A 26,128-nucleotide genomic window follows, 5' to 3' on the forward strand; every position below is an offset into this window, starting at 1 on the left:
ACAAACCTTTAGATTTGATTGACATATTTTTTTCTAATTGATGTCATAATTTATTCTTATTTCCCTGGTAAAGTAGTAGTAACGAAAGGATGATGTTTTATGGAAGAGATGATACAACCAGAAAAGAAGGTCATTATTCGGGGAAAAGGTGTCCACAATAAATGGAAGTGGAGCACAATTATTGTTAGTGTACTTTCTGTCATTATTATTAGTTTTTTAAGTTATCAGCTGTATTCAGTTAGCCAAAATAATCCAGCAAATAGTAATGGAACGATGCAAGGGCCTAGTGGGGACGGGGCTCCAAGTGGAACACCGCCTTCTGGTGAGCCTGGTCAAACCCCAAATAGTTCTGATGATAGTTCTGATTCTAGCTCAAATGATAGTACAAGTAGCAGTGGTACTTTATAACACACTTACCCCCTCTAAAAAATCTAATTTTACAGGGGGGGTTTCAATCTTTAAAAAATCTTATGGAATTATCACTCTCTTTTTTTGTCATTTTATTGTAATATGTAGGTAAGTTACAATAAATGAGGTGTGTAAAATGGCAAGACATTCGCAAAAAAGAAAGGCACGTAAGGGTAGAATCTTTGTTACAATTCTTGTAGCCCTATTAATTTTAGTTGGTGTAGTTGCAGTTATAGGTTATTTCCAATATCAATCTAGCTTAAAAGAAGCACAAAATGATAGTAAATTAAAAGAGTACAAATTTAATGGAGTTAAAGCAGATGGTGACGCGATTAATGTACTGCTTATTGGTAGCGATTCTCGCGGGGCTGATCAAGGACGTTCAGATAGTTTGATGATTGCCCACTATAATACGAAAACAAATACGCCAAAACTAGTTTCAATCATGCGTGATACTTATGTAGATATTCCTGGACATGGTAAAAATAAAATCAATGCAGCATATTCTTACGGAGGACCAGAACTTGTTCGTCAAACAATTAAAGAAAACTTTGGTGTCGATGTAGAATATTATGTCGTTGCAAATTTTGAAGGATTCCCTAAAATTGTTGATACTCTTGCTCCAGAAGGAATCAAAATTAATGCAGAAAAAGATATGTCAAAAAATATTGATGTAAGCATTAAAAAAGGAGAGCAAGTAATGGATGGTAAAACACTATTACAATATGCTCGCTTCCGTAAAGATGCAGAAGGAGACTTTGGCCGAATTCGTCGTCAACAACAAGTGTTAGAAGCACTAAAAGAACAAGCATTAGATGTTGGAGATGTTACTAAAATTCCAGATGTTATCGGGAAGTTACAAGGTTACTCTTCTACAAATATCCCGAATGGCACTCTAATGTCCATTGGCGCAGATTTTCTACTTGGAAAAACAAAAACAATGGAAAAATTTGCGATTCCAGTTGAAGGAAAATGGCATAACGAACGTATTGAAGGTGCAGGATCCGTCCTTCGTTTAGATGATATGGCAGACAACGCACAAGCATTACAAGATTTTCTAAAATAAAGCAGAACACGGAAATCATTTCTATGGATTTCCGTGTTTTTTTCAGAAAAAAATGCAGCTAGCTTAACTGGAACATGAAAGTTATGATTAAAAAAATGATTTATCGAATGTATTAGACGTTCTTCTATAATGGAAAGCTTGTCATCTTCTCTCCTGACAAATTCAGACGAAATATTGTCACAAAATAATAGTAAAGATATGATAGACTTATTTTAAACTTCTTTTTTCGTCGCATATAGCTTATAATTAATACATATTTTGAAAAAGGGGTGATACGCTTCATGGAGAAGAGAACAAACAAACGAAAATGGAACTGGGCGCAGATTCTTGCAATTTTTGTATTAGTAACGCTCGTAATATCAATGGTTTATGCTATCGTTAACTTAATAACAGCGCCATCAGGTAATGTTCCAGAAGGACAACAAACAAAAGGCGATTACTCGCTTATGCTTATGCAGTGTGTGTTAGGTGTAGTGGTGTTATTCTTACCATCTATTATAAGTAAAAAAATGAAATTCGTTATTCCGAACGCGATGTATATTGTTTTTATTGTGTTCTTATATTGTGCAATTTATCTTGGCGAAGTGCGTAGTTTTTATTATTTAATTCCTAACTGGGATACAATTTTACATACATTTAGTGGGGCAATGCTTGGAGGCCTAGGTTTTTCAATTGTAAGCTTACTGAATAATGATGAAAGAGTGACGCTTTCTATGAGTCCTGTTTTTGTAGCGTTATTTGCTTGTAGTTTTGCAGTTTTTCTAGGTGTTTTCTGGGAATTTTATGAATTTGCGGCAGATAGTTTTGGAATGAATATGCAAAAGACAATGCTTGAAGACGGTACAATGCTTCAAGGGCATGCGGCTGTAGCAGATACAATGGGAGATCTTTTTGTTGATTTCCTGGGTGCTTTTGTTATATCCATTGTTGGCTATTTCTCTATACGCAAAAACAAAAAGTGGATGAAGAACTTTGAATTCAAAAAATTAGATGAAGAAAAAGCAAAATAAAAAGCGACTATAATTAGCCGCTATAAAACTGTAAACAAAGACATTATTTTTGTTTACAGTTTTTTATATTGCTTTTTTTCTCTATCTATAAACATCATCAAAAATGCAATTAATTGTAAAAAAGCACAAACGAGAATAGCATGTTGAGAGAATAATTGGATAAAGAAATTTCCTACAATAGCCCCGATTATAAAACTTAAAATAACGCTAAAATATAAAAAACTATTGTGAAGGTATTTTTTTTCTTTATACTCAAAATAATCACTGAGATTTTGTGTGGCACTTCTTAAATTTCCGATACACATTGTTGTAGCAATACCTCTGCCGTGCATTTTACGAAAGCTTTCGACTTGTATGCCGCAAACAAATGATATTAGCGAATTGGCTAGGAGGTTGTGATCAAGTGGTATAAAAGCAACACCTATTAAAATGAACACTTCAATTAATACGGAAATTTGTCTCCAGTGCAAACGTTTAATAGCTCGGCGATGAATAAATTCAGAAAGCGCAATACCAATAGTAAAAGAAACAATAGGCCAGAAATATTGAAAGGCTGTAGCCAAATTTCCTTCTGAGATGTTAATTCCAAATAATAGAATATTCCCGGTTTGTGCATTTGCGAATACGCCACCTCTTTCAATATAAGAATAGGCATCCATAAATCCACCTGCGAGAGCTAGTAATAATCCCAGCCTTAATGATTCAGAAATCTGTTTGGTTTTTAACATCAATTTTCATCCTTTTTTCTTTTTTAATTAAGCTGCTTTATGAATATTCTGTGGGCTTTTTAGGATAAGCATAAACCCAAGCGATTATTTAATCAATAGAAAATACAAATCTGAAAAGCACTATCTTTTGAAGGATAGCGCTTTTTTGATGCAATAATCATTTTATTTGTTTAAAAACGCGATAATTTGTTGAATTAATTTTGTTTCATGAGAAGTGATAGTTTGTTCGCTCGATTTGCTGCTATAAATATATTCCTCATAAATTTTGGTAAGCTTCGAGAAGTCAGCTGTTTTTAAATGCAAATCTACTCTATTAGCAAAATGGCGCATCGTTTCGCTCGGTTGGCGCACATATCCATAAGAAGCTAGTAATTTAAGTAGTTTCAGATATATTTTACTAAAATCCGAATTTTTTTTCAGCGATTGAAGGAGTAAATAGCTACGAATTTGACGTCTAAACAAGACTACAAAAGCTAGAATTAATACGATGAATCCTACAGGAATCCACCAAACCCACGAAGGAATTTCAAAAGTTGTTTTTGCTGTGTCAGTTTTTGGTTGTTCTTTTTTAGGAGTTTCGCCTGTGGAACTACTTCCAGCATCTGGTTCAGGTGTTTTTTCGGTTTCGTTAGGTGTTTCAGGAGTGCTCGTGCTGTCATCGGTATTTTCTGGTTTGTTGGCAGTTTCTGTCGTTGGCTCTTTAAAGTCTTCCGGATTTGAAAATGTGGCGGTTGGCTCAAACGGAACCCAACCTGTCCCTGGGAAAAATACTTCTGGCCAAGAATGCGCATTATTATTTGTAATTGTAAAAGTGGCTTTTGAGTCATTGCCTTTTTTCTCGCCATCAGCGGGGGTGTAACCTTTTGCCCATCTCGCCGGAATGCCAAGCGAACGAAGCATAACAACCATCGAAGTGGAGAAATTATCGCAATAGCCTATTTTGGTTTCAAATAAAAATTGATCCACATAATCGGCTCCACTTGGCGTTTCTTTGGCATCATCGGTACTATAAGTAAAATTGCCAGATGAACTTAAATAGCTCTCAATTGCTTTCGTTTTATCATAAATGGAATCAGCATCCTTGGTTATTTTATTGGCGAGTTTTGTCACTCTGTTTGGCAGCTCACTAGGCGTTTGTGTATATTTAGAAACAAAGGCAGATGAAAGTGAACTGAAATCGGCTGATTGCATTTTTTCAATATCATAAACGGGTGTTTTTAATTGAATGGTGTAATTTTTGATTGTGTTTTCTGGCGTTATTTTTTCTGTAGTTAAGTTGGCATTGAATGAGTCGACAGCACTATTAATTGTTTGAGTTCCATATGGGTAAGGCACATAGTCGCTTGAAGCTTGAAAACTGATTTCGGCTGTTTTCATGTCGCCAGTTGTTTCTTCTGTCAGTTGCACAGGAAAGTCTTCGCCAGCAGAAAATTGTTGTAATTCAGATGATTTTTCATCCGCCCAACCAGTACCTGTATAAATACGTTTTGACTCAATTCGCCAATAATGTCCATTATCAGCTCGAGCAGTGAACACAGTCGCATTATCTTTTTTGAGCGAACCACCAAGCTTAGTATCATCTTCACTATAACCAACTGTTCGTGTTGTATTTATCCCAAGAGCGTTTTTAATCGTTGGCACAGGATCAGGCCAAATAGGCGCTTTTTTAGGTAACATTAGCGAACTAAAAACAAATACAGCAAGCACTGCGACAATCAAAAGATGATAAATGATTCCGTTACGTTTCATAGAATCAATATTTAGTCGATTTGGTGCAGCAATCCGGCTTGTAAGCGCCAGATGAAGTAATAGAAATCCTTCTAAAACTGTCCGGACAATCGCCCAATTACTATTATAATCTGTGAAAGTATTAATTACTGCTAGATAAGCCACCGTAAGCACTAACACACTCATAATTCGCTGCTTTCGCAAAATACTATAAGTGGTAATATAACATAACAGCCATAAAGCAATTAAAAATACAATTAGAATAAAGTTCATTGAAATATCCGACGGGCGGAACTGAACCATATCTCTAAAACCATTAAAGCTAATTTGGAAAAAGGAACTAAACCAGCTGGAAGATAAAACGCCGTCTTTGGCATAATAAATTCCAGATACCACATAAACCATTACCAAATGGAGAGGAATAGTCCAGTAAAACCTCAAATGAATGAAAAAACTCGCAAGTGAAATCGTTATAAAGAGAATAATCCAATTCGCTGTAGCTAGTTCAGTTAGCTCGGCAAACGGATAAATCCACTCAGAAATAAGTAAAACAGAAAGAATAAACAATAATAGGAATGAAAGGCGTCTTTTCATCTGTTTTCACGCTCCCATCTACTTAACAAACTAGCAGGATTTAAGAAAACTGCCGGCACATCGGAAGCAGTTGGATGATCAGATTGAATCGTAATAATTTGTAGTTGCTTATTATCTGTTAAACGTGTCACTTTTTGCATTAACATTGCATCAATATCTGGTGTGAAAAGGAAAATTTTTTCTCCAGAATGCAAGTTACTATCAAGGGAGTTTTGTAGTTCTAAACTTTCGACTGGAGCAAGTTCAGCGAAGGTTTTTGCAATTTCATGAAGATGATTTGTTCCTTTAGCCGGAGCGAATTTACGTATTTGATCACCGAGAATAGTAACTCGAATCTCGCCATTATCCTCCGAAATTTTACGAATAAAAGAGTAAGCAGCCCGGAGCGATAGTTCGAAATTCGGATGATTTGCTCCGTAAAAAATCACTGATAATCGTGATGTGGCACTATTTTCAAATTCTCGGGTCATTAGTTGGTTACTTTTAGCAGAAGATTTCCAGTCAATTAAAGCAATGCGGTCGCCAGAAGAAAATTCGCGCAAACTGTGAATATTACTATTTTTCTTCAGAGTCCAATAAGCAGCATTTCGTTCATTTTCAGGAGAAACTTCACTGATTTTTTCTAATACATCAGGAAAATAAGTAGGATAAATCGTGAGTGGTTTTTCGGAAGACATTTGGCGCGTTCGTTCTAGTATCCCAAAGGCATCACTGGTCTCTAAGTCTAGCGGCGGAAAGTAGTGAATCCCACGGACGCCGATAAAACCAGTCAACTTAACAGTAAAATTCTTTTTGAAAAGTGGATAGACAACTTGTTGGCGGGCGCTTACTTGGCCAAAACTAACCGGTATTTTTTGTTGGAATAACAAATAACCCACTGGATAACGGGATTTTCGAGAAAACGATACGTGCATATCGACTAAATCACCATCATGGTAGGTATTTTTAACAAAATTACGATGTACTTTCCATGCTTTTAATGGATAAATGGATGACAAGAATAAAATCAACAAAATAAAACTAAAGAAATAAGTTAAAAACCAACTAGCTGTATCACCTTGAAATAACGTATAAGCCCAAAGTCCAGCATAAATAATTAGCATAATAATCCACCGAAATGCTAACAGGAGGCGTTTTTTTAACATTTAACTACCTCTTTTCTACCGGAACGGACGTGTTTTTCAGAATGGAAGCAATAATGGATTCGGCTGTTTCCTCATTATAATAAGCTTCAGACTTCAAAATAAGACGATGAGTGAAAATATAAGGTGCTAAATATTGAATATCATCTGGAATAACATAATTTCGACCTTCAATAAGAGCAAAAGCTTGAGCTGCTTGCATAAATGCTAGTGAGCCACGCGGACTAACTCCGAGCGCGACAGAAGGGTGTTTACGACTTGCATCTACTAAGCGAATAATATAATTTTTTAAAACATCATCAATAAAGACTTGTTTTGCCAAATCTTTTAGGTGTAGTAGTTCTTCCAGTGTGACCATTTGCTTCGTTTGATCAAGCGGATCTTGATATTGTTTTAAAGTAAGTAGCTGCATTTCTTCCTCAACTGTCGGATAACCAATATTGATTTTAAGTAAAAATCGATCTAATTGAGCTTCTGGCAGTGCATACGTTCCTTCATACTCAATCGGATTTTGTGTCGCCATGACGAAAAAAGGATCAGCAAGTTTGCGAGTAATTCCATCAACAGTAACGCTATTTTCGGCCATACCTTCTAACAAGGCAGCTTGAGTTCGCGGCGCCGTACGGTTAATTTCATCGGCAAGGACAATATTTCCCATCACTGGACCTGGACGAAATTCAAATTCACGTGTCTCTGGGTTGAAAATAGACACGCCAGTTACATCTGCCGGAAGTAAATCTGGTGTAAATTGAATTCGTTTAAAGGAAACACCGATAGTTTTTGCAAGTGTGCGAACCATCATTGTTTTTCCAACGCCAGGAACGTCTTCTAATAATACATGACCTCCCGCAAGTAGAGCAGTTAAGCTTAATTTAACAACATGTCGTTTACCGACGATAACTTTTTCAACTTCATCAATAATTTTTGTTATTTTAATGGATGGCTCTGTAGACATAATTTGCCTCCGTTTCTTTTCATATGTTTTTGGTCAGAATTGCTCGTTTATGGTTTAATGCTACTATAATCAACCTTGAATGTAAAAGATTTAAGGTGGCATGGACTTTTTCTTTGAGGTTGTTTACACTTAAAATAACTGGAGGTGGCGAACTTTGAGCGTAAAATTAGCAGATTTAATGAAACTACCATCTTTAAAAGAAGCGAAAGTAGTCTCTGGGAAATCAGGATTGTCTAAGCTGGTTTCGTCTATTTCCTTATATTAATTTAAGCCTCTAAAGTAAGCAGTGAGAGTACTGCTTACTTTTTTTGGATTACTTTTATGTAGGCTCCATGTTCACTTTTCTTAGCTGCCCATGCATTCATTTCACGTACTTTTTCTGAAAGTTCATCAGCAGGAATAAGCCGCCCATCCACCAAAACAGACGGATTAATCAAACGCATTTTCTTCTTATGATGATAAGTAAAGTCCCCCTTATTTTCTTCCAAACGAACATTATCAAGCAACTGGATTTTCTCCCGAGCATCCGAATTAGCATTCAATTTAGCCAATAATTCAGCATCAGTCAACCGAAGATCCGAGGTCGTAATCGCCTCCTGTTGAAACGCAATGCGCATTGCTTCAGCCAAAATCTCATAACTATAAACATTCAGCGGGTCATAAAAATAATCAATCACTTCCGAATAATATTGCTCAACAAACCATTCTGCAAGAGCGACATTTGCCAAATAAAGCCGCCCATCTACCATTACTAAAGCCTGTAAAAATTCTTCCACCTCAGCCAAACTAATTTTCCCATGTCGATATAAATCTTGCAGTGTATAATCAATCCTGTCAGCACAAAGCTCCGGGGCTTCTTGCTCCAAAATTTTCCACTTCGAAATATCATCAAAAATCCCTTCAAAAGAATAACCATACTTCTCTAAAATGGCGGGAATCGTCGAAGTTTTTAAGAAGTCCTCAAAAATTTGCTCATGATAATCTTCCTCTTCAAAGTCAAGTGCATAATCAACCACATGCGAAAAAGCAGTGTGCGATACGTCGTGCAGCAAGCCAGCAATTTGTTCCTCCAAAGAACCACCGAATTTCCGAATAAAAAGCATCACGCCAATCGAATGATCAAGCCGGCTAAGGTCCCAAAGCGGATTTACTAAATAACTCGAGCCACCTTGATGTACGTGTGCTAGCCGGGAAACCAATGGACTCTGAATTAATTCAACCAAAACAGGTTCTATTTCAAATGTTCCGTAGAGTGGGTCTGTCATTTTCATCATATTCACCTCTTTTTTCAATTATATATTAGCGAACAAATGTTTTCCATGTTTTCCCTAGCTATTCCAATTTTGCTGAGAAAGCTTATAAAAAATCGTCAAAATAATCAAAGATGCGAATGATAAAATGAAAACCAGCTCAGGTAGAGTAAACCCAGTTCTTGTTGTTGGTGGTAGCGTGATTATTGCAGATGAAATCTCTGGTGTTGCACAAATTTTCCGCGACAAAAACGGACCAGTCGTAACGCAATAGGTGTATCTATTTCACAAATCAGCGAAATATATGAACAAATCTATATCTATTATCAAATCGAGCGGAAAGAAGCTATGTATGATGCTGAGCAAATGGCGAGAGAACAGCCACCTTAGCCGTGCAGTGACTGACTTGATTGAAGTAGTGGAAGAAAGTCCATTGGCGTATCCTCCAGGTAATGCGACAAGATTACACGTGAAAATTGTGGGGAATTTGGTTTAAGGTAATTAAATAGTGGAGTAATGTGCATTTAAGGCTGAATGTAAAGTAAGAATTCACTTTGTTTCCAGCCTGTTTTTTATAACGAAGAGGGGATCAATACGGTTTTTAATCATTAATAAGAAGTTAGGAATCAATTAGTGACTATCTCTTTAAATGAACTTGTTAAGAATCAAATTTGATATATAAATATTTCAGTTTATTTATCCGTGCTATTCTTTTATTGGTTAGTTGTATGAACTTGATATAAGAACCTTAAAACTAATTGCGCAATAAACTTATAAGATAAAGGAGGGAGTACTAATGAAAGAAATTGTTATAAGAAAAGGCACCATCACTAAAATTTGAGAATAAAAAAACACCAAAAATCAAATTTTAAGGTCTAATTTTTGGTGTTCGGGTCAAACCGTTCGAAGTTCATGAGTGGTTATTTTGACTGTTTAATAATAGTGCAAAAGACAGTGCTTCATAAACGGTCATTATCTATCCATTCTAAGAGAGCCTAACAAAAATATAACACATAGGCATCACCTCGCTTAGTAAAAAGAAGGCTAGCCACCACCATAAACATTGCTTGTAAGAATTATTATAGCATTAGTTTGTTACAGAAAAAAGAAAGAATATGAAGTATAATAAAGAAAAGATTGGGGTTGATGTATTGGAGAAGTTTAGAGAAATTGCAGAAGAGTTAGATATTTACCTGAAAGAAGGAGCTAATTCAGAAAGATTGGCTAAGCTTATTTCCCAAAGAGGCTCATTAACTGTTGTATCATATATAAATGAGTCTTTAGAGCTGTGGTTAAATGGATCAGAACAAATTGGTAAAGAACAAGAAGCAGAACTAATAATGATGTATCTAGATCTATATATGGAAGCGATGAAGGTTAGTAAGGAAGCAACTGTTAACGCTTTAAATATGTTCTGGTTAGGAACTAAAGAAGATCCTGAATTAGAATATATGTCATCATATACTGAATATTGCAGGAAAAAGTTTGAACTAGATAAACTGACTCCTTTAATCAAGCCAAATAGTTCATTCTCAGAAAAAAAGCAGTTTGGGATGGAAGTTACTAATACATATGCTAAAGGTGTAGAGTTCATAGGGAAAATTTTTTCAACATTAAATATATTGGCCGAAGTAGCAAATCAAAATAATTATAATGTCTATAAAATATGGAGGGAGACAATATATCAGAAAATAGATAGGTTTAATAAAATAACAAACAATAAATATGTTTTGTTCTCACAAACTATTAATCGTAAAATTAGAAATGGGGAGTCACACTTATCTTTAAGTGTTAATATTCGCAAAGCAGTTCTTGAGGTAAAAATAGTTAAAAAGCATAAAACGATAAAAGAAGAAATTCCTTGGGAAGACTTTATCAAGATTGATTTTGTGAAAATTGGCTGGATGATACAAGCTTTTGTTTATTCACAAATATTGTTTTTTCAAGCTATGGAAGACAAAGAAAATTATTTGACAAATATGCAGAAGCTAACTTCGATATTATCTCAAAAGAACAACGAAGGAGTGAGTAAAAGAATATAAGTAAGAGGGAACTTTGGAACAATTGAAGAAACTAAGTTAAGATAAATTAGTTTTCGTCACTCCAAAATAGATTTATGAATTACTTGAAATGAATCTAACTCAATGACATTGAGTTAGATTGGGGATAATGTAAATGTAGGTAACCTTTTAACAAGCATTCGGAAAGGAGTTAAGCTTTTGGATAGGAAGGAATTTTCTAAAGATGAAAAACCAAGAAATATATTCGTTTATGTTTGTGAACGTATTGCCGAATCATTAAGAGAGCATGGGTTTAAATATATAAAAAGCAATAATGCAATAATTAAGAAAGATAGTCAGTTTACTTATAAAATATCTTTTCAACCTTCCATAAAGTATGGATCAACTTCGTTTTTAGTAAATATTAGTGTAGAATCAGATCGTTTAGCACAATGGAGGCGAAATGAATATCAGGGTGAAGCGGTTGATGGAATGGTAGTTGCAACATCACTTGCAAGGTTAACTAAAATGAAAAATGAATGGCCTCGATATGAAATAGCTACATTTACAGAACGTGAACGTGTGATTCTTGAAATCACAAACATCATCAATGATTATGCTATTCCTTTTTTTGAGCAGTTTAACGATATTAATTTACTTGTAAAAAAAGTAGAAAAGTTTGGTTTTTTACCACATCTCAAAAATCAAAATATCATTTTCAGAAGAAATACTATTTCTGATTTTATAAGGTGCTTTTCTTCCTCAGAATCAGAACCATTTGAATGAGATTTTCTAGCATAAAAATCTTCTAACACGAATCTAACTCAATGCCATTGAGTTAGATTGGTATAAATGACGCGTATCATTGGCGTTCTAAGAGAGAAGACGATTTTTTGTCTTCTCTTTTTCTTTCTTCGTTTTGAATCTTACTTACTGCGTTTTTAACGCGGAGTTATGTAAGATATTTAAGTTAAAAATAATACTTCATTAGATACAGTATGTATAAATATAACACTGCATGCACTTTTATATTCAAAAAGGAAGGAATTTGATGGAAATATTAACGTATAAAGAGTATTTTTCAGCATATTTAGTATTAAATTATAAAAGAGTGTATAAAATTGTGCATAATAACACAATATGTGATTACTTCCAGAATTGTTTTGCTAGAAACATTCAGTTTGTGTTTAAAAAGCAAAAGTTTAAGACTTAATTTATCGTTCATAACAAGAATCAAGCATTTCATTACATTTTTGGTTATACATTTGTTATTTATGTTATGGTTTTATTGTTAGCATATTAATTTTACATTAAAAGAGGGAATGGAATGAAAAGATGGTTAGTTGGGATTATTACAACACTTTTCCTTATAAGTGGGATTTTGATATCTCCAGAGAGTGCTCAAGCACAAGAAAAAACGGATTATGAAGCGTTGTATAATCAGGGAGTTTCAGAAGGAATTATTAAACAAGCGGATGTAAGTTTGGAAACATGGACAGAAGAGAATAAAAATCAGTATGAACAAGTCTATCAAGATGGATTGAAAGATGGTATATACGATAAATCTATGTCGTATGAAGAATGGATAAAAATTAATAACTATGGTCAACCTCCTGTTGTAGATGCAGAATGGGAAGAAGTACCACAGAAACCAATGGTAAAAGGTGTATATAAGGGATACACTGTTAAGAAAGGAGATATTCTGATTACAAACGGAACGTCATCTTCTGGATTATTAGGACATGCAGCTATCGCGAATGGTAATGAGTATATATTAGATATTCCAGGTAAAGGTGAAACGACAAAACAATGGACTACAGCAAAACGGATGAAGGAATATGATGGTAAAGAATGGGTAAAAGTTTATCATCTAAAAAACAGTTCAGTTGCTAATGACGCAGCTAACTGGGCAGATAAAAATTACTTTTCAACAAAAGGTACATCTAAGCAAAATATTTTCCCTAAATAATGACAAATACATGGCAGAAATTGTAGTTGAAGAACATACTTGTGCCCCTTATTGCTATGTTTCATTTGAAGTAGTTTCTGTGGTTGATGGAAAAGTTAAAACTATCTATTCTTGGTATGATGATGAAACAAGTCAATGGAACGATATTGAGAAAGAATTAAATAAAGGAATTCAGTTTCTAAGCAATTTTAAAGCGATGGAGTAATAAAACAATCTTATTACTATATGAAAATATAATCACAAATAGTAAAAATTAATCTATAACTCTAAAAATAGTAGCGAACAAATGTTTTCCATGTTTTCCCTAGCTATTCCTAATCTACTTGATATACAATTAACCTAAACAAACGAAACGAGGCGAACGCCATGGCGGATTCACTCATTACCAAAAAAGCGATTGCTGGTGGATTGATGGAGCTTTGTCAGCATAAGAGGTTTGAAAAAATTAGTATTGCGGATATTACGAATATTTGTGGGCTTAATCGGCAAACTTTTTACTATCATTTTACAGATAAATACGATTTGCTTACTTGGACCTATGAAAATGATTTTTTCCATTGTTTGGCGGATGGGATTACGCTTGAAAATTGGGATAAACATGTGCTGAAAATGCTGGAATCAATTAAAGAAAATGCCGATTTCTATAAAAATACGGTTTCGGCTGATGCGAGTATTCTTTCTTTTTGCTTTTCAAAACTAACGAACTCGTTGTTTATGGATTTGTTTGAGAAAATTGATACGAATGGAGCGGTGAACGAGGCAGATCGGGTGTTTTATGCGGAATTCTTTTCTTACGGATGCTCGGGTGTACTGATTAAATGGATTACGCGCGGTTTTAAAGAGGCACCGGAAACGATTGCGAGTCAGCTATTTCGACTTGCGAAGGATACGGAATTTTTGGCAAACAGTATGTACCGAGAAAACTAGACAATATTGCAAATTTGTCTGAAAAACAGACATAATAGCTGTTTTGCCCAGATTAAAAGAAAGCGAGAAACGGTATACTATCTGTATCAAGAAATTGGAGGAGATAGTGATGAAAAATAAAAAACGTACGCTAGTCGCTCTAACTGGGGCTGCAATTGGAACAGGTATTGCTGCAAAGAAAATTTCTGAGCAAAAGAACGCTGAAAAAGAACGTTTAGTGGATGAAGCAATTAAAGCGCGTTATTACGGCGATAAACAAGTGTATTTTGTTGGTGGCGGGATTGCTAGTTTGGCTGGTGCGGCTTATTTGATTCGAGATGCCAATTTTGATGGGAAAAATATTCATATTATTGAAGGTATGCACATTTTAGGCGGAAGTAATGATGGGGCCGGAAGTGTGGAACATGGCTTTGTATGCCGCGGTGGTCGGATGTTAAATGAAGAAACCTACGAAAATTTCTGGGATTTATTTAGCAGTATTCCGTCGCTTGATATGCCGAACTTTAGTGTAACGGAAGAAATTTTGAACTTTGACCATTTACATCCAACTCATGCACAAGCAAGATTAGTTGATAAAGATCGTAATATTCTTGATGCGCATTCGATGGGATTTAATAATAATGACCGGATGTTGATGACGAAACTGCTCGCTACTCCGGAAGAAAAACTTGATAATTTAACAATTCGTGATTGGTTTGATAAACACTTTTTCGAAACGAATTTTTGGTATATGTGGCAAACCACTTTTGCTTTCCAAAAATGGAGTAGTTTATTTGAATTTAGACGTTATATGAATCGGATGATGTTAGAATTTAGCCGGATTGATACGCTAGAAGGTGTAACGAGAACACCGCTAAACCAATACGAAAGCTTAATTTTACCGCTAAAAACATTTTTAGATAAACATCATGTTGATTTTACAATTAATCAAACTGTAGAAGATATTGATTTTAAAGATGCACCGGGAATCACAGCAACAGCACTTCATTTATCAGATGGATCAACTATTGAACTTGGCCCGGATGATGACGTGATTATGACAAATGCTTGTATGACGGATAGCGCAACACTTGGCGATATGAATACGCCAGCACCAAAACCAGAAGAAAAACCAATTTCTGGGGAACTTTGGTATAAAGTAGCGCAAAAGAAACCAAATTTAGGAAATCCAGAGCCATTTTTCGGTCATGAAGAAGAAACAAATTGGCAAAGTTTTACCGTTACTTGTCATGGTGATAAATTATTGAAACGTATTGAACGCTTCACAGGAAACATTCCAGGAAGTGGTGCGCTTATGACTTTCAAAGATTCCAATTGGTTAATGAGTACCGTTGTTGCCGCACAACCTCATTTTAAAGCGCAAGATGCAAACACTACGATTTTCTGGGGTTACGGATTATATCCTGACCGTGTGGGTGATTTCGTGAAAAAACCGATGAAAGAATGTACTGGGGAAGAAATTTTATATGAATTAATGTGTCATTTGAACTGGCAAGACGATTTTGAAGAAATTAAAGCGGATATTATCAATGTAATTCCGTGCTATATGCCATACATCGATGCGCAATTCGAACCACGAGCAATGAGCGATCGTCCGGCCGTTGTTCCAGAAGGTAGTACAAACTTTGCGATGATTAGCCAATTTGTGGAAATTCCAAAAGATATGGTTTTCACCGAAGAATATTCTGTTCGCGCCGCTAGAATCGCCGTGTATACGTTGCTTGATATTGACAAAAAAATCTGCCCGGTAACACCACATAATCGTGATCCAAAAGTGTTAGCGAAAGCAACTCAAACCATGTTTAGATAAAGTGAGAAAGTAGCTATTTGTGACAGAATAGCTACTTTTTTTGTGGCAAGCAGGACAAACGACTGATATTTACGAAATAGCATTGCTTGTGAACCATAAAACAGCTATAATCTTTATAGACGAAAACAAGACCTGAAAAGAGGCTGAACAATGGAAAAGAGCTCCATTTATGGATTAACCTGGACAAAATTAACAGAATGGCTAGAAGCACACGGCCAAAAGAAATTCCGCGCGACACAAGTGTGGGACTGGCTTTATAGAAAACGTGTTAAAACTTTTGAAGAAATGAGTAACGTACCAAAAGAAACAATTGAACTATTGACAGCGAATTTTGTGATGAACACTTTAGAGGAACAAGTGGTACAAGAATCTACAGATGGCACGACGAAATATTTATTCAAGCTGAGTGACGGGAATTTAATTGAAACCGTGATGATGAAGCAAGAATATGGCTTGTCTGTTTGTGTGACGACCCAAGTTGGCTGTAATATTGGCTGTACTTTTTGCGCAAGTGGGCTTTTGAAAAAAAGTCGTGATTTAACTGCTGGTGAGATTGTGGAACAAATTATGAATGTGCAGCATTATTTGGATGGACGTAATTTGGAAGAACGTGTAAGTCATGTGGTTGTAATGGGAATCGGCGAACCGTTTGATAATTATGATAATGTGATGGATTTCTTACGCGTGATTAATCATGATAAAGGTTTGGCAATCGGTGCACGTCATATCACTGTTTCTACAAGTGGACTCGCACCGCGTATTATTGATTTCGCGAATGAGGATTTCCAAGTGAACCTAGCAATTTCCTTACATGCGCCAAACAATGAACTACGGACGAGCATTATGCGTATTAATAAAACCTATTCTATCGAGAAATTGATGGAGGCGATTCATTATTACGTAAATAAAACCAACCGCCGAATTACTTTTGAATATATTATGTTAAAAGGTGTAAACGACCATAAAAAAGAAGCGCTCGAACTTGCTGCACTTCTGGGCGAACATCGTCATTTAGCTTATGTTAACTTGATTCCTTATAACCCAGTGGATGAACATATTGATTACGAACGTAGTACAAAAGAAGATGTACTTGCATTTTATGACACGCTTAAGAAAAATGGTATAAATTGCGTTATTCGCCGTGAACATGGAACAGATATTGATGCTGCATGTGGGCAACTACGTAGTAAACAAATCAAACGAGTTGGCGTGCGTGAACGAATGAAACAAAAGCAAGCAGCACTAGAAGAATAACATTCAAACTATCTGGTTTCCATTTGGAGATTGGATAGTTTTTGTTTATACTTAAGTTATCTAAAGCAATTGAAGGAGGACAAAAATCATGAAAGTAGAGGTTGTCGAACGAAATGCTTTTACAGCTGTCGGGAAAAAAAGAACTTTTTCAGTAGAAAATGATGCCCAAAAAGAAAAAATTAGCCAATTTTGGCAAGAAGCAAATGAAAACGGCGATGCAGAAAGAGTAAACGAATTAGCTGAATTCGCGACGATTGATGGTATTTTAGGAATCTGCCAAATGAATGGCGACAAAATGGATTACTATATTGCGATTGAATCCGAACTCACTCCACCAGAAGACATGGAAAAAATAACCATTCCAGCTAGTAAATGGGCCATCTTCCAATCAGTTGGTCCACTACCAAGCTCCATTCAAAGAGTCTGGGAATATATTTATAGCGATTGGTTCCAAACAAGCAACTATACGCACGGAAACGCCCCAGAAATAGAAGTCTACACAGAAGGCGATACAACGGCTGCTGATTATTATTCTGAAGTATGGATACCAGTGGTTGAAAAAGATTAACAAACCAAAGAACAAATTTCATGGATTGTGAAATTTGTTCTTTTTAAATCCTACTCTAATCCCATTTTCCAACATTGACAATGAGAATCATTATCAATATAATGGAAGGAACAAGCCTATTATACATACAATACAATTATCCAAGGGGGATTTAAGAATGATTATTGTAACTAATACGATTAAGGTAGAAAAAGGCGCAGCAGAGCACGTGATTCGTCAGTTCACAGGCGCAAATGGCGACGGACATCCAACTAAAGATATCGCAGAAGTAGAAGGATTTCTGGGCTTCGAACTATGGCACAGTAAACCAGAAGACAAAGATTATGAAGAAGTAGTCGTTACAAGTAAATGGGAAAGCGAAGAAGCGCAACGCAATTGGGTAAAAAGTGATTCCTTCAAAAAAGCGCATGGTAGAACAAAAGACACAAGAGAACAAAGAGAAGATCGCAAAGGCATCGTAGGAAATGAAATTGCTCGTTTCGAAGTGGTTCATGTGCAAAATCCTGTGACTATTGAAAAATAAGAAGTGAGTGAACAAGCCGTTTCGAGGTAGATGGCTTGTTTTTTTGTGGCGCTTGAATTTTCAAATAATTATTGAATTTTTATATCTTATGCGGTATATTAAGAACAAAAAAGTAGGGATGGATTTAAGATGGATTCAAGCAACGAGAAATTAAAACAACAACTACAAAGCCTTCAAAAACAACAAACAGATGCTGAATTATCCTTAGATATGCTCAAACGTGAACAAAATGAGCGGATTTGGCTAGAAGATTTTGAGCGGATTTGTTACGAAGAACGCGAGTCTTTGGAGTTGATGCGAGAAGTCTGGCAAGGCGATCAAGCTCGCAATTTCGGCTACTATTTAGAAGACCTCCAAGCAGACGAGAAAAATAAATGGCGCCAAACTTTTCAAGCTGAGGAGGAAAAACGCCAAGAAAAAATAAATACATACCAAAAAAATATCTACCAATTGGAAAGTAAACAACAAGATATACAAAAGGAGTTGTTCCAGTGAGCCGAATCGACATCGGAGAAATACGAGATTTTGCATTCCAACTACGCGCAGCTAACCAAACAGGAAGAAAAATAATCCAAGGCATCAAAACCACCGTGACAAACTACATAGAAGATGGTAGTTTAAAAGGGAAGGCTGTGGAATCATCAAAAAATTATTTTCAAATGACGTACATTCCACTCTGTGACACGATAATCGAGGCAATGAACGAGAGTGAAGAACGGATGAAGCGGTACATCCAGGACTTTCACGACCAAGTAGACCCTTCTCCTAATGCTAAAATTGATGCAGATGGTTTATACGAACTCGGCCAAATGATTGACCGCATTGAAAGTAAAAAAGAAGCACTGTACCAACGAATGAACAGCAGTACAGAAGGCCAAATGCAAGTTTATCGTTACCAGTTAGCAACCGCATATAAGCAGGAAAATATTTTAGAGAAATATTTGGCTTTTGAACAAAGTCATAGGGCTTTTTTCGACCATTTGACGGATCTAGTGCAAGGTATCCAGCAGACTGTCCGTGAACTGCAATCGAATATCCAGTTTGATAGTCAGACGGGCAGCTATGATTTGAGTAAATTGAATTTTGCCACTGTGAGTCGAATGCGAAAAACATTAGGAAAAGCGAGTGCAACTGATACGACAACCTATGATTTTGCGAGTTATAGAAAAGTGAAACAAGGCGGCATGTGGATTCTTTCAAAAGATGGTAAAGTGGATATTAAAGCAACAGAGGCTTATAATACAGCGAACTTTAACGGCGAGTTACCAAAAGAAAGTAACCAAGCCACGGAAGAAGGCGAGTTGTTAAAAGCCACACTAAAATCACTGAAGCAAAATAAAGATCCGATAACTGGTCAGGAAATAAGTAAGGCTCAGAGTTTTGGGATTTTAACCTCATTAGTTTTTGGCTATGCAACGAAAGGGTATCGAGGGAAGAAGCTAACAATATCGAAAAATACATTGATAAAATTGAGACAAACCGACAAAACGGTTATAGAAAGGGTTAAGAAAACTAGCAGAATTGACTATGAAGAAATTGTTAAAAAAGGTAGTAAAATGCCTAAACATATCATCGTGGAAAATAAACAAAGTCTTCCAGGAAAAGCTATGTCCAATTCCTCGGCTGATTTGTTAAATCCCGATGGAAGTGTAAAACAAAGAAGATATTATGATGAAAAGGGCAGAGCTAAAGAAGATATAGATTTTAACCATTCAGACGATGGAACTCACGAATTTCCACATAGACATGAGTGGGATTGGGATAGAAAACCGCCAAGAAAGCCATCTAAATAAGGAGTGTTAATTATGAAAAATACAGTTCATGATAGCGAAATATTGTCTTATCATGCAGATTTTGAGAATTCTCAATTAATCATGTTTGTTAAGGATGAAGAAAACAGAAAGTATAAAGTCATATTTGAGGGGCTTTTAACTTTCTGCTTTGAACATCAAATGCCTAATAGTATCATTTTAGATATAGTAAAAGGAGAGGTTAGCAACTTTATAAGTGAGAAGTCAATTTTACTTTCTGAAGGCAAAAACTATTTTTGGCCACTAGATTATGAAAGTGAGGACGAACTACTAAAGTATTTAAACGAGAAAAAATTAAATTATTATGAGTTACAAGCTTCATATGGGTTAAACGGTTGGATATTATGTTCTCATTATCATATTGAATTATAGTTTTTTTCTAAGAAATACGGTGAGATAGAAAGCGGGAAATAAATGATTTTATTTGAAAAAATATACTATGAATCAGCCATAGAATAAAAAAACAGGTTTTTGTCTATAGAGAATCATCTGAACAAAATAACCACATATGCTAAACTCCAAAAGCCCCTTTACTAGCAACACACAAACCAATCATGCTATAATTCTCTAAATGATAACGTTTATCATTTAAGGGGGAATGAAGAATGATTGAAAAAACAATAATGGAACGTCGCAGCATTAAAAAAGCGAACGACGCGCCGATTTCAAGAGAAACAGTAAATACTATTTTGGAGCAAGCAGCCTTTGCACCTTTTCATAGTAAAGTAGAGCCATGGAATGTTTATGTACTACACACGCTTGCCGAAAAAGAGCGTTATATTGAGAAAATTATTGCATTTAATGAGCGCGAACAAGGGGTTACTTTCTCAGAAGATGAGGTTGCAGATTTAAAAGCGGGTTATGCGAAGAAAATTATTACGCCGCCGTACTTACTCATTGTGACGACGAACATTATCGGTCATGGGAAAAAAGATTTCGAATCCATTGGAGCGACTAGTGCGTTTATTCAAAATATCCAACTGCTTGGTTGGGAAGCGGGAATTGGCATGATTTGGCGGTCGAATAGATTTATTTTTGATGCGAAATTTGCTGACGATTTAGGTATTCCTTCTGAACAAAAAATTGTTGGAACCTTGCATCTAACTAGCTTAGCGGAAGTTCCTGATGCAAAACCGCGTCGACCTTTGAATGAATGGGTGAAGGATTTAGCGGATTTGTAAGATTGATGTTTCGTGTGATTAGCGTTACAATGATACAAGTGTAAGAAATAAGGAGGCGAGCAAGATGGCAGTTCCAGCTAGACGTACGTCCAAAGCGAAGAAAAACAAGCGCCGTACGCATAAAGGCTTAACAGCACCAGGTTTGAGTCGTGATAGTGAAACAGGCGAATACCGCATGTCACACCGCATCTCACCAGACGGCACTTATAAAGGTCGTACAATTATCGAAAAATAAGAGGATTTGTTCCAGCAATTGGAACAAATTCTTTTTTTTATGATACTATAATGGGGAGAGCCTAACTACACAAAAAGGAGTCTGAATAGTTTATGACAGAAGAATTTGTGAAAAAAGAAGATGCGCTAAAAAATTATAATGCGAAGGAATTTCGTACACCTGATGGCTATACAAGTGATATGATTTTAACTACTGTAAAAGAATGGAATGGGCAACAAACATTGCATATTCTATTGATTAAGCGAGGACTGACGAATGCAGAAGGTAGACCGAATATCGAAGGCGGAAAATGGGCAGTTCCAGGTGGATTTGTTGAAGAAGGCGAGTCTGCAGAACAAACAGCAGAACGTGAATTAGAAGAGGAAACAAGTTTGACAAATATTCCGCTGATTCCTTTTGGAGTATATGACAAACCTGGGCGTGATCCTCGTGGTTGGATAATTTCGCGTGCTTTTTATGCGATTGTACCACCAGAAGCTTTGGAAAAACGTGCGGCTGGCGATGATGCAGCGGAAATTGGTCTCTTTCCAATGACGGAAGCATTAGAATTACCATTAGCATTTGATCACTTAGATATGTTGAAAAAAGCATTTAACGCAATTACCGAAGAATTTTTACTTACAACGGCGATTCGCGATTTTCTACCAGAAACTTTTTCAGCTGAATTACTTTATCAAACCTTGAGTGGATGCACAAAGCCGGGTATATTACCTGATGAAGATGAATTTATGAGCAATATGGAGTATTTACCGTATTTAGAAAAAGTAGGCGAATTATACCGATTTAATGCCGATGCAGAAGCGGGAAGTATTTATTTTTAATAGCAAAAAGAGCAAAATCGCAAACGCGGATTTTGCTCTTTTTTTATAAGAAATGTTTTTCACCGTAACGTAAAGCAAAATCTTTGAAAGCTTTAGATGCGGGCGAGATATAATGATTTTTTAAACTTGCTAAATAGATAAAACGGTCGTGTTTTGGTTTATTGATTGATAAAACTTTGACGTTATAATGCGCGAGTGAGGAAATTTTTGGCATGATAGAAATACCATAATCAACGCTTACAAGACCAACCATTGCGGTATCTTCTTCCACATAACAACCGATTTTTGGTTGAATATTTATTTCCGCAAAAAGAGAATCAATGAGCGGTCTAAGGCCACTTGTATCAGAAAAGAAAATATACGAATAATCTGCAGTGTCTTCTAAATTAATCGAATCAAATTTAGCGAGAGGATGGTTTTCAGCTACAACAATAACAAGCTCTTGTTTGGTTAATGGTAAAAATTCAATATCGGGTTCGTTCTCAACATAGGAACAGATAGCTAGATCAAATTTTTCGTTTTTTAAGTCTGGAATAATTGATTTTGTAGCACCTTGGAAAAAGGAAAAAGTGATATCTTTATGTTTTTCATCTTTTGTAAAATTTTGGACGAGTTCTGGAACCGTGTGAGAACCCATCGTATAAATGAAGCCTAAATCAATGTTTCCGTGAGAAGGACTGGTTAATTCATGTAAAAGCTTTTCTCCTTTTTCTAGTTCGGCGAGAGATTTTTCTACATAAGTTAAATAGAAACGACCATATTTCGTCAGTCGGATATTGCGCCCCTGTTTTTCGAATAAATAAACCCCAAGTTCGCGTTCGAGTTCTGCGATAGAGTGGCTTAAACTAGGTTGGGTAATGGATAATTCGGCAGCAGCAATCGTATAATGTTCTTTTTCAGCGAGTTTTTTAAAATAGTATAATTGACGCAAATTCATTAGTTAACCTCCTCGAAATACCTTGATATCTCTATTGTATTCGATTGCATAGAAAAAATCTATGGATAAATAGAAAAATATACATTAGATTAATGATTAGTCCTGTCTTATAATGAAAGAGGAATAAGTTTGTGCATTATTGAACGTGAATAATGTAACAAAAGATTAGCTGAGATTATAGTCGCAGGAGGCTTATTATGACAGATTATCCGAGTATTTTTGAACCTTTAACAGTAAAACGAATGACCATTAAAAACCGTGTGATTATGCCGCCGATGGGGACAAACCTAGCTGGATTAAATGGCGAATTTTTAGAAGAACATATGAATTACTACGAACAACGCGCAAAAGGTGGAACAGGTCTGATAACGATTGAAAACGCTTGTGTAGATTTTCCTTATGGTACAAACGGGACTACGCAACTTAGAATTGATAATGACCAATATATTCCTGGATTCTACAAATTAACAGAACGTCTGCATAAACATGGAACTTGTGTATCTATTCAAATTAATCACGCCGGAGCATCTGCATATCCAGCGCGTTTGAATGGACTTCAACCAGTTTCTGCGTCAGATATACCGTCTAAAAAAGGTGGAGCAGTTCCTCGTCCGCTTACAGTAGAAGAAATTTATGAAATCGTAAGTAAATACGGGGATGCAGCAAGACGCGCCCAACAAGCTGGTTTTGATGCAGTCGAAATCCATGGTGGACACTCATACTTGCTATGCCAATTTTTATCACCTCTTTATAATAAACGAACAGATGAATTTGGTGGAACGCCAGAAAATCGCGCACGTATTGTTAAATTAATCTTAGAAAAAGTTCGCGAGGAAGTTGGTCCATTTTTCCCAATCGTGCTGCGTTTTAGTGCAGATGAATTTACAGAAGGTGGTAACCATTTAGAAGATATTTTGGAACTCTTAGATTATTGCCAAGAAGAAGCGGATATTTTGAATGTATCAGCAGCAATTAATGATAATTTATATTTACAAATTGACCAAATGAACTTGGAAGATGGTTGGAGAAGCTACCTTGCAAAAGCAGTGAAAGATAAATTTAACAAACCAACTATTACTTCTGGAAACATTCGCAGTCCAAAAGCAGCGGAAAAGATTTTGTCAGAAGGATACGCTGATTTACTTGCGATGGGACGTGGCTTAATTGCTGAGCCTAACTGGGTAAACAAAGTGGCATCTGGGCAAGAAGAAATGCTTAGAAAATGTATTTCCTGTAATATCGGTTGTGCGGATCACCGGATTTCGAAGTCTAAACCAATTCGTTGTACAGTAAATCCAGATATTATTCATGAAGATAAATACCAAGAAACAAAAGTAACTCGTCCTACCAATGTAGTTGTTATTGGCGGCGGAACAGCAGGGCTTGAAGCAGCTTGTACGGCAGCAGAAGTTGGCTGTAACACAACGCTAATTGAAGCAAATGAACAAACTGGTGGCTTGGCGCGAGCGATTGCTAATCTTCCAGACAAAAGTAGAATTGCCGACTTCCCTAATTATTTAGCGAACCGAGCAGAAAAATTAACCAATTTAAAAATTATTACTGGCACTAAAGCTGATACTGCGCTTATTGATACATTTAATCCTGATGTGGTAGTAAATGCCACAGGCTCCAAACCATTACTTCCACCAATTAAAGGTTTGCTTGACGTGATTGACAAAGAAGGCAGTAAAGTTCACTCGATTTTCGGACTTATTTCGAATATGGAAGACTTTACCGAATTTAGTAACAAGAAAGTAGCAGTTATCGGCGGAGGTGCAGTTGGACTTGATGTTGTCGAGTACTTCTCAGAACGTGGCTCAGATGTTACAATTGTAGAAATGATGCCACTCCTTGGAAAAGACTTAGATATGATTACGCGACTTTCCATGATGGATATTATTGAGAAAAACCATGTGGATGTGCAAACAGAAACAGCTCTAACAGAAGTAGCAGCTGATCATTTCAAAGTGAAGCATGACGGAGTAGACGCCGAGATTCCATTTGATTATGGCTTTGTTTGTCTAGGAATGCGACCAGAACGCCCACTTATGGAAGAACTGACAGCATATGGAAAAGAAAAACAAATTGAAATTGTTAATATTGGCGATAGCGTAGCGACAAGAAAAATCTTGGAAGGCGTTCGCGAAGGAAGAAATATTTTAACTACATTAGAAAAAATAGGCTCTTTGTAATACGAATTGGCAGAGCGGATTCCGCTTTGCCACATTCGCTCTTTATATAAGTTCACATTTTCACAAATAAACCTTAATTTGGAAAGGAACGATGTTATTATGACAAACAAAATCACGGAAAGAATTACAGGACACACAGAATTAATCGGGTTAATTGCCACTCCAATCAGACACAGTTTATCACCAACAATGCACAACGAAGCTTTTGCAAAACTGGGACTTGATTATGTATACCTTGCTTTTGAAGTTGGAGACAAAGAATTAAAAGATGTCGTTCAAGGATTCCGCGCAATGAATTTACGTGGCTGGAACGTTTCTATGCCAAACAAAACGAATATCCATAAATACTTAGATAAACTTTCTCCAGCGGCTGAACTTGTTGGAGCAGTAAATACTGTTGTTAATGATGATGGTGTATTAACTGGCCACATTACAGATGGAACTGGTTATATGCGTGCTTTAAAAGAAGCAGGACATGATATTATCGGCAAAAAAATGACAATCTGTGGCGCTGGTGGTGCGGCAACAGCTATTTGCATCCAAGCAGCTCTTGATGGTGTGAAAGAAATCTCGATTTTCAATAGAAAAGATGATTTTTACGCTAATGCAGAGAAAACAGTAGAAAAAATCAATTCCAAAACAGATTGTAAAGCACAATTATTTGATATCGAAGACCATGAACAATTGCGTAAAGAAATTGCTGAAAGTGTTATTTTCACGAATGCAACTGGTGTTGGTATGAAACCTTTCGAAGGAGAAACACTTTTACCAAGTGCGGATATGCTTCGTCCAGAATTAATCGTTTCAGATGTTGTCTACAAACCAACCAAAACAAGATTGCTTGAAATTGCGGAAGAACAAGGCTGCCAAACACTTAACGGCTTAGGCATGATGCTGTGGCAAGGTGCGAAAGCTTTCGAAATTTGGACACACAAAGAAATGCCAGTAGATTACATTAAAGAAATCCTATTTTAAAAACTTGCAATATAATAAGGTTATCGCTAATCTTAAGACATCAT

General features: G+C 36.1%; 24 protein-coding genes and 4 pseudogenes. 22 read left to right on the top strand and 6 right to left on the bottom strand.

The window, feature by feature from the left end; all coding sequences use genetic code 11:
• Positions 1–99: 99 nt before the first annotated feature.
• The 3 genes from LWE_RS02250 (at position 100) to LWE_RS02260 (ending at position 2,484) form a co-directional block, all read left to right on the top strand.
• The gene (locus LWE_RS02250; protein ID WP_011701283.1) at positions 100–408 is read left to right on the top strand and encodes a hypothetical protein; all 309 of its coding nucleotides are present in this window, start codon (positions 100–102) and stop codon (positions 406–408) included.
• Between the two features lie 136 nt (positions 409–544).
• Positions 545–1,474 carry an LCP family protein gene (locus LWE_RS02255; RefSeq protein WP_011701284.1) on the top strand — a complete coding sequence of 310 codons (930 nt, stop codon included), beginning with the start codon at positions 545–547 and terminating at the stop codon, positions 1,472–1,474.
• Between the two features lie 281 nt (positions 1,475–1,755).
• A complete protein-coding gene (locus LWE_RS02260; protein WP_011701285.1) occupies positions 1,756–2,484 on the top strand; it encodes a membrane protein in 729 nt (242 codons plus the stop codon).
• A 53-nt stretch (positions 2,485–2,537) separates the two neighbouring features.
• On the opposite strand, the gene LWE_RS02265 is transcribed toward LWE_RS02260, so the two are convergent.
• The 4 genes from LWE_RS02265 to LWE_RS02280 form a co-directional block, all read right to left on the bottom strand.
• Positions 2,538–3,212 (bottom strand): YoaK family protein, encoded by a 675-nt coding sequence (locus LWE_RS02265; protein WP_011701286.1) that lies wholly within the window; start codon positions 3,210–3,212, stop codon positions 2,538–2,540.
• Between the two features lie 162 nt (positions 3,213–3,374).
• A complete protein-coding gene (locus LWE_RS02270; RefSeq protein WP_011701287.1) occupies positions 3,375–5,534 on the bottom strand; it encodes a transglutaminase-like domain-containing protein in 2,160 nt (719 codons plus the stop codon).
• The gene (locus LWE_RS02275) at positions 5,531–6,679 is read right to left on the bottom strand and encodes a DUF58 domain-containing protein (protein ID WP_011701288.1); all 1,149 of its coding nucleotides are present in this window, start codon (positions 6,677–6,679) and stop codon (positions 5,531–5,533) included. Before LWE_RS02275 ends, LWE_RS02270 begins: the two co-directional genes overlap by 4 nt.
• A 4-nt stretch (positions 6,680–6,683) precedes the next feature.
• Positions 6,684–7,631 (bottom strand): AAA family ATPase, encoded by a 948-nt coding sequence (locus LWE_RS02280; RefSeq protein ID WP_011701289.1) that lies wholly within the window; start codon positions 7,629–7,631, stop codon positions 6,684–6,686.
• A 154-nt stretch (positions 7,632–7,785) separates the two neighbouring features.
• Here LWE_RS02280 and LWE_RS14765 point away from each other — a divergent pair.
• Positions 7,786–7,890, top strand: a pseudogene (locus LWE_RS14765) (PucR family transcriptional regulator ligand-binding domain-containing protein); the annotation flags it as partial.
• A gap of 15 nt (positions 7,891–7,905) precedes the next feature.
• On the opposite strand, the pseudogene LWE_RS02285 reads toward LWE_RS14765, so the two are convergent.
• Positions 7,906–8,902, bottom strand: a pseudogene (locus tag LWE_RS02285) (HD domain-containing protein).
• A 65-nt stretch (positions 8,903–8,967) separates the two neighbouring features.
• Here LWE_RS02285 and LWE_RS02290 point away from each other — a divergent pair.
• The 16 genes and pseudogenes from LWE_RS02290 to LWE_RS02360 form a co-directional block, all read left to right on the top strand.
• Positions 8,968–9,377: pseudogene (locus LWE_RS02290) on the top strand (hydantoinase/oxoprolinase family protein); the annotation flags it as partial.
• Between the two features lie 655 nt (positions 9,378–10,032).
• Positions 10,033–10,923, top strand: coding sequence for a hypothetical protein (locus tag LWE_RS02295; RefSeq protein WP_148264566.1), 891 nt, complete (start codon positions 10,033–10,035; stop codon positions 10,921–10,923).
• A 177-nt stretch (positions 10,924–11,100) separates the two neighbouring features.
• Positions 11,101–11,667, top strand: coding sequence for a DUF4304 domain-containing protein (locus tag LWE_RS02300; protein WP_011701294.1), 567 nt, complete (start codon positions 11,101–11,103; stop codon positions 11,665–11,667).
• Positions 11,668–12,208: 541 nt separating this feature from the next.
• A complete protein-coding gene (locus LWE_RS14345; RefSeq protein WP_011701295.1) occupies positions 12,209–12,850 on the top strand; it encodes a hypothetical protein in 642 nt (213 codons plus the stop codon).
• A pseudogene (locus tag LWE_RS14350) lies at positions 12,843–13,055 on the top strand (hypothetical protein); the annotation flags it as partial. The gene LWE_RS14345 and the pseudogene LWE_RS14350, both read left to right, overlap by 8 nt.
• Before the next feature lie 161 nt (positions 13,056–13,216).
• Positions 13,217–13,777 carry a TetR/AcrR family transcriptional regulator gene (locus tag LWE_RS02310; RefSeq protein WP_011701297.1) on the top strand — a complete coding sequence of 187 codons (561 nt, stop codon included), beginning with the start codon at positions 13,217–13,219 and terminating at the stop codon, positions 13,775–13,777.
• A gap of 109 nt (positions 13,778–13,886) precedes the next feature.
• The gene (locus tag LWE_RS02315; protein WP_011701298.1) at positions 13,887–15,587 is read left to right on the top strand and encodes an oleate hydratase; all 1,701 of its coding nucleotides are present in this window, start codon (positions 13,887–13,889) and stop codon (positions 15,585–15,587) included.
• Between the two features lie 150 nt (positions 15,588–15,737).
• Positions 15,738–16,841, top strand: a complete 1,104-nt coding sequence (rlmN, locus tag LWE_RS02320) for a dual-specificity RNA methyltransferase RlmN (protein ID WP_011701299.1) — start codon at positions 15,738–15,740, stop codon at positions 16,839–16,841.
• 88 nt (positions 16,842–16,929) lie between these two features.
• The gene (locus LWE_RS02325; protein WP_011701300.1) at positions 16,930–17,409 is read left to right on the top strand and encodes a GyrI-like domain-containing protein; all 480 of its coding nucleotides are present in this window, start codon (positions 16,930–16,932) and stop codon (positions 17,407–17,409) included.
• Positions 17,410–17,566: 157 nt separating this feature from the next.
• Positions 17,567–17,932: a heme oxygenase IsdG gene (isdG, locus tag LWE_RS02330; RefSeq protein ID WP_011701301.1), complete on the top strand. Its 366-nt coding sequence runs from the start codon at positions 17,567–17,569 to the stop codon at positions 17,930–17,932.
• Positions 17,933–18,061: 129 nt separating this feature from the next.
• Entirely contained in the window at positions 18,062–18,427 is a 366-nt protein-coding gene (locus LWE_RS02335; RefSeq protein ID WP_011701302.1) for a hypothetical protein, read from the top strand.
• The gene (locus LWE_RS02340) at positions 18,424–19,725 is read left to right on the top strand and encodes a T7SS effector LXG polymorphic toxin (RefSeq protein WP_011701303.1); all 1,302 of its coding nucleotides are present in this window, start codon (positions 18,424–18,426) and stop codon (positions 19,723–19,725) included. The genes LWE_RS02335 and LWE_RS02340 overlap by 4 nt, the downstream gene beginning before the upstream one ends.
• Positions 19,726–19,737: 12 nt before the next feature.
• Positions 19,738–20,115, top strand: a complete 378-nt coding sequence (locus LWE_RS02345) for a hypothetical protein (protein ID WP_011701304.1) — start codon at positions 19,738–19,740, stop codon at positions 20,113–20,115.
• A gap of 233 nt (positions 20,116–20,348) precedes the next feature.
• Positions 20,349–20,924 carry a nitroreductase family protein gene (locus LWE_RS02350; RefSeq protein ID WP_011701305.1) on the top strand — a complete coding sequence of 192 codons (576 nt, stop codon included), beginning with the start codon at positions 20,349–20,351 and terminating at the stop codon, positions 20,922–20,924.
• Positions 20,925–20,988: 64 nt separating this feature from the next.
• Complete coding sequence (gene rpmF / locus LWE_RS02355) at positions 20,989–21,159, top strand: 50S ribosomal protein L32 (RefSeq protein ID WP_003718584.1); 171 nt, start codon at positions 20,989–20,991, stop codon at positions 21,157–21,159.
• A gap of 92 nt (positions 21,160–21,251) precedes the next feature.
• Complete coding sequence (locus LWE_RS02360; RefSeq protein ID WP_011701306.1) at positions 21,252–21,980, top strand: NUDIX domain-containing protein; 729 nt, start codon at positions 21,252–21,254, stop codon at positions 21,978–21,980.
• A 43-nt stretch (positions 21,981–22,023) separates the two neighbouring features.
• Here LWE_RS02360 and LWE_RS02365 read toward each other — a convergent pair whose 3' ends face one another.
• Entirely contained in the window at positions 22,024–22,917 is an 894-nt protein-coding gene (locus LWE_RS02365) for a LysR family transcriptional regulator (protein ID WP_011701307.1), read from the bottom strand.
• A gap of 197 nt (positions 22,918–23,114) precedes the next feature.
• On the opposite strand from LWE_RS02365, the gene LWE_RS02370 reads away from it, so the two are divergent.
• Both LWE_RS02370 and LWE_RS02375 read left to right on the top strand, forming a co-directional pair.
• The gene (locus LWE_RS02370) at positions 23,115–25,109 is read left to right on the top strand and encodes an NAD(P)/FAD-dependent oxidoreductase (protein ID WP_011701308.1); all 1,995 of its coding nucleotides are present in this window, start codon (positions 23,115–23,117) and stop codon (positions 25,107–25,109) included.
• A 99-nt stretch (positions 25,110–25,208) separates the two neighbouring features.
• Positions 25,209–26,084, top strand: a complete 876-nt coding sequence (locus tag LWE_RS02375; protein WP_003725703.1) for a shikimate dehydrogenase — start codon at positions 25,209–25,211, stop codon at positions 26,082–26,084.
• Positions 26,085–26,128 lie beyond the last annotated feature (44 nt).

Origin of the sequence: Listeria welshimeri serovar 6b str. SLCC5334, assembly GCF_000060285.1 — a bacterium.
GTDB lineage: Bacteria > Bacillota > Bacilli > Lactobacillales > Listeriaceae > Listeria > Listeria welshimeri.

Bases quoted from the DNA above. Each gene is read 5' to 3' on its own strand.
- LWE_RS02250 (WP_011701283.1), top strand. From the start codon at position 100: ATGGAAGAGATGATACAACCAGAAAAGAAGGTCATTATTCGGGGAAAA.
- LWE_RS02255 (WP_011701284.1), top strand. From the start codon at position 545: ATGGCAAGACATTCGCAAAAAAGAAAGGCACGTAAGGGTAGAATCTTT.
- LWE_RS02260 (WP_011701285.1), top strand. From the start codon at position 1,756: ATGGAGAAGAGAACAAACAAACGAAAATGGAACTGGGCGCAGATTCTT.
- LWE_RS02265 (WP_011701286.1), bottom strand. From the start codon at position 3,212: ATGTTAAAAACCAAACAGATTTCTGAATCATTAAGGCTGGGATTATTA.
- LWE_RS02270 (WP_011701287.1), bottom strand. From the start codon at position 5,534: ATGAAAAGACGCCTTTCATTCCTATTATTGTTTATTCTTTCTGTTTTA.
- LWE_RS02275 (WP_011701288.1), bottom strand. From the start codon at position 6,679: ATGTTAAAAAAACGCCTCCTGTTAGCATTTCGGTGGATTATTATGCTA.
- LWE_RS02280 (WP_011701289.1), bottom strand. From the start codon at position 7,631: ATGTCTACAGAGCCATCCATTAAAATAACAAAAATTATTGATGAAGTT.
- LWE_RS14345 (WP_011701295.1), top strand. From the start codon at position 12,209: ATGAAAAGATGGTTAGTTGGGATTATTACAACACTTTTCCTTATAAGT.
- LWE_RS02310 (WP_011701297.1), top strand. From the start codon at position 13,217: ATGGCGGATTCACTCATTACCAAAAAAGCGATTGCTGGTGGATTGATG.
- LWE_RS02315 (WP_011701298.1), top strand. From the start codon at position 13,887: ATGAAAAATAAAAAACGTACGCTAGTCGCTCTAACTGGGGCTGCAATT.
- rlmN (WP_011701299.1), top strand. From the start codon at position 15,738: ATGGAAAAGAGCTCCATTTATGGATTAACCTGGACAAAATTAACAGAA.
- LWE_RS02325 (WP_011701300.1), top strand. From the start codon at position 16,930: ATGAAAGTAGAGGTTGTCGAACGAAATGCTTTTACAGCTGTCGGGAAA.
- isdG (WP_011701301.1), top strand. From the start codon at position 17,567: ATGATTATTGTAACTAATACGATTAAGGTAGAAAAAGGCGCAGCAGAG.
- LWE_RS02335 (WP_011701302.1), top strand. From the start codon at position 18,062: ATGGATTCAAGCAACGAGAAATTAAAACAACAACTACAAAGCCTTCAA.
- LWE_RS02345 (WP_011701304.1), top strand. From the start codon at position 19,738: ATGAAAAATACAGTTCATGATAGCGAAATATTGTCTTATCATGCAGAT.
- LWE_RS02350 (WP_011701305.1), top strand. From the start codon at position 20,349: ATGATTGAAAAAACAATAATGGAACGTCGCAGCATTAAAAAAGCGAAC.
- rpmF (WP_003718584.1), top strand. From the start codon at position 20,989: ATGGCAGTTCCAGCTAGACGTACGTCCAAAGCGAAGAAAAACAAGCGC.
- LWE_RS02360 (WP_011701306.1), top strand. From the start codon at position 21,252: ATGACAGAAGAATTTGTGAAAAAAGAAGATGCGCTAAAAAATTATAAT.
- LWE_RS02365 (WP_011701307.1), bottom strand. From the start codon at position 22,917: ATGAATTTGCGTCAATTATACTATTTTAAAAAACTCGCTGAAAAAGAA.
- LWE_RS02370 (WP_011701308.1), top strand. From the start codon at position 23,115: ATGACAGATTATCCGAGTATTTTTGAACCTTTAACAGTAAAACGAATG.
- LWE_RS02375 (WP_003725703.1), top strand. From the start codon at position 25,209: ATGACAAACAAAATCACGGAAAGAATTACAGGACACACAGAATTAATC.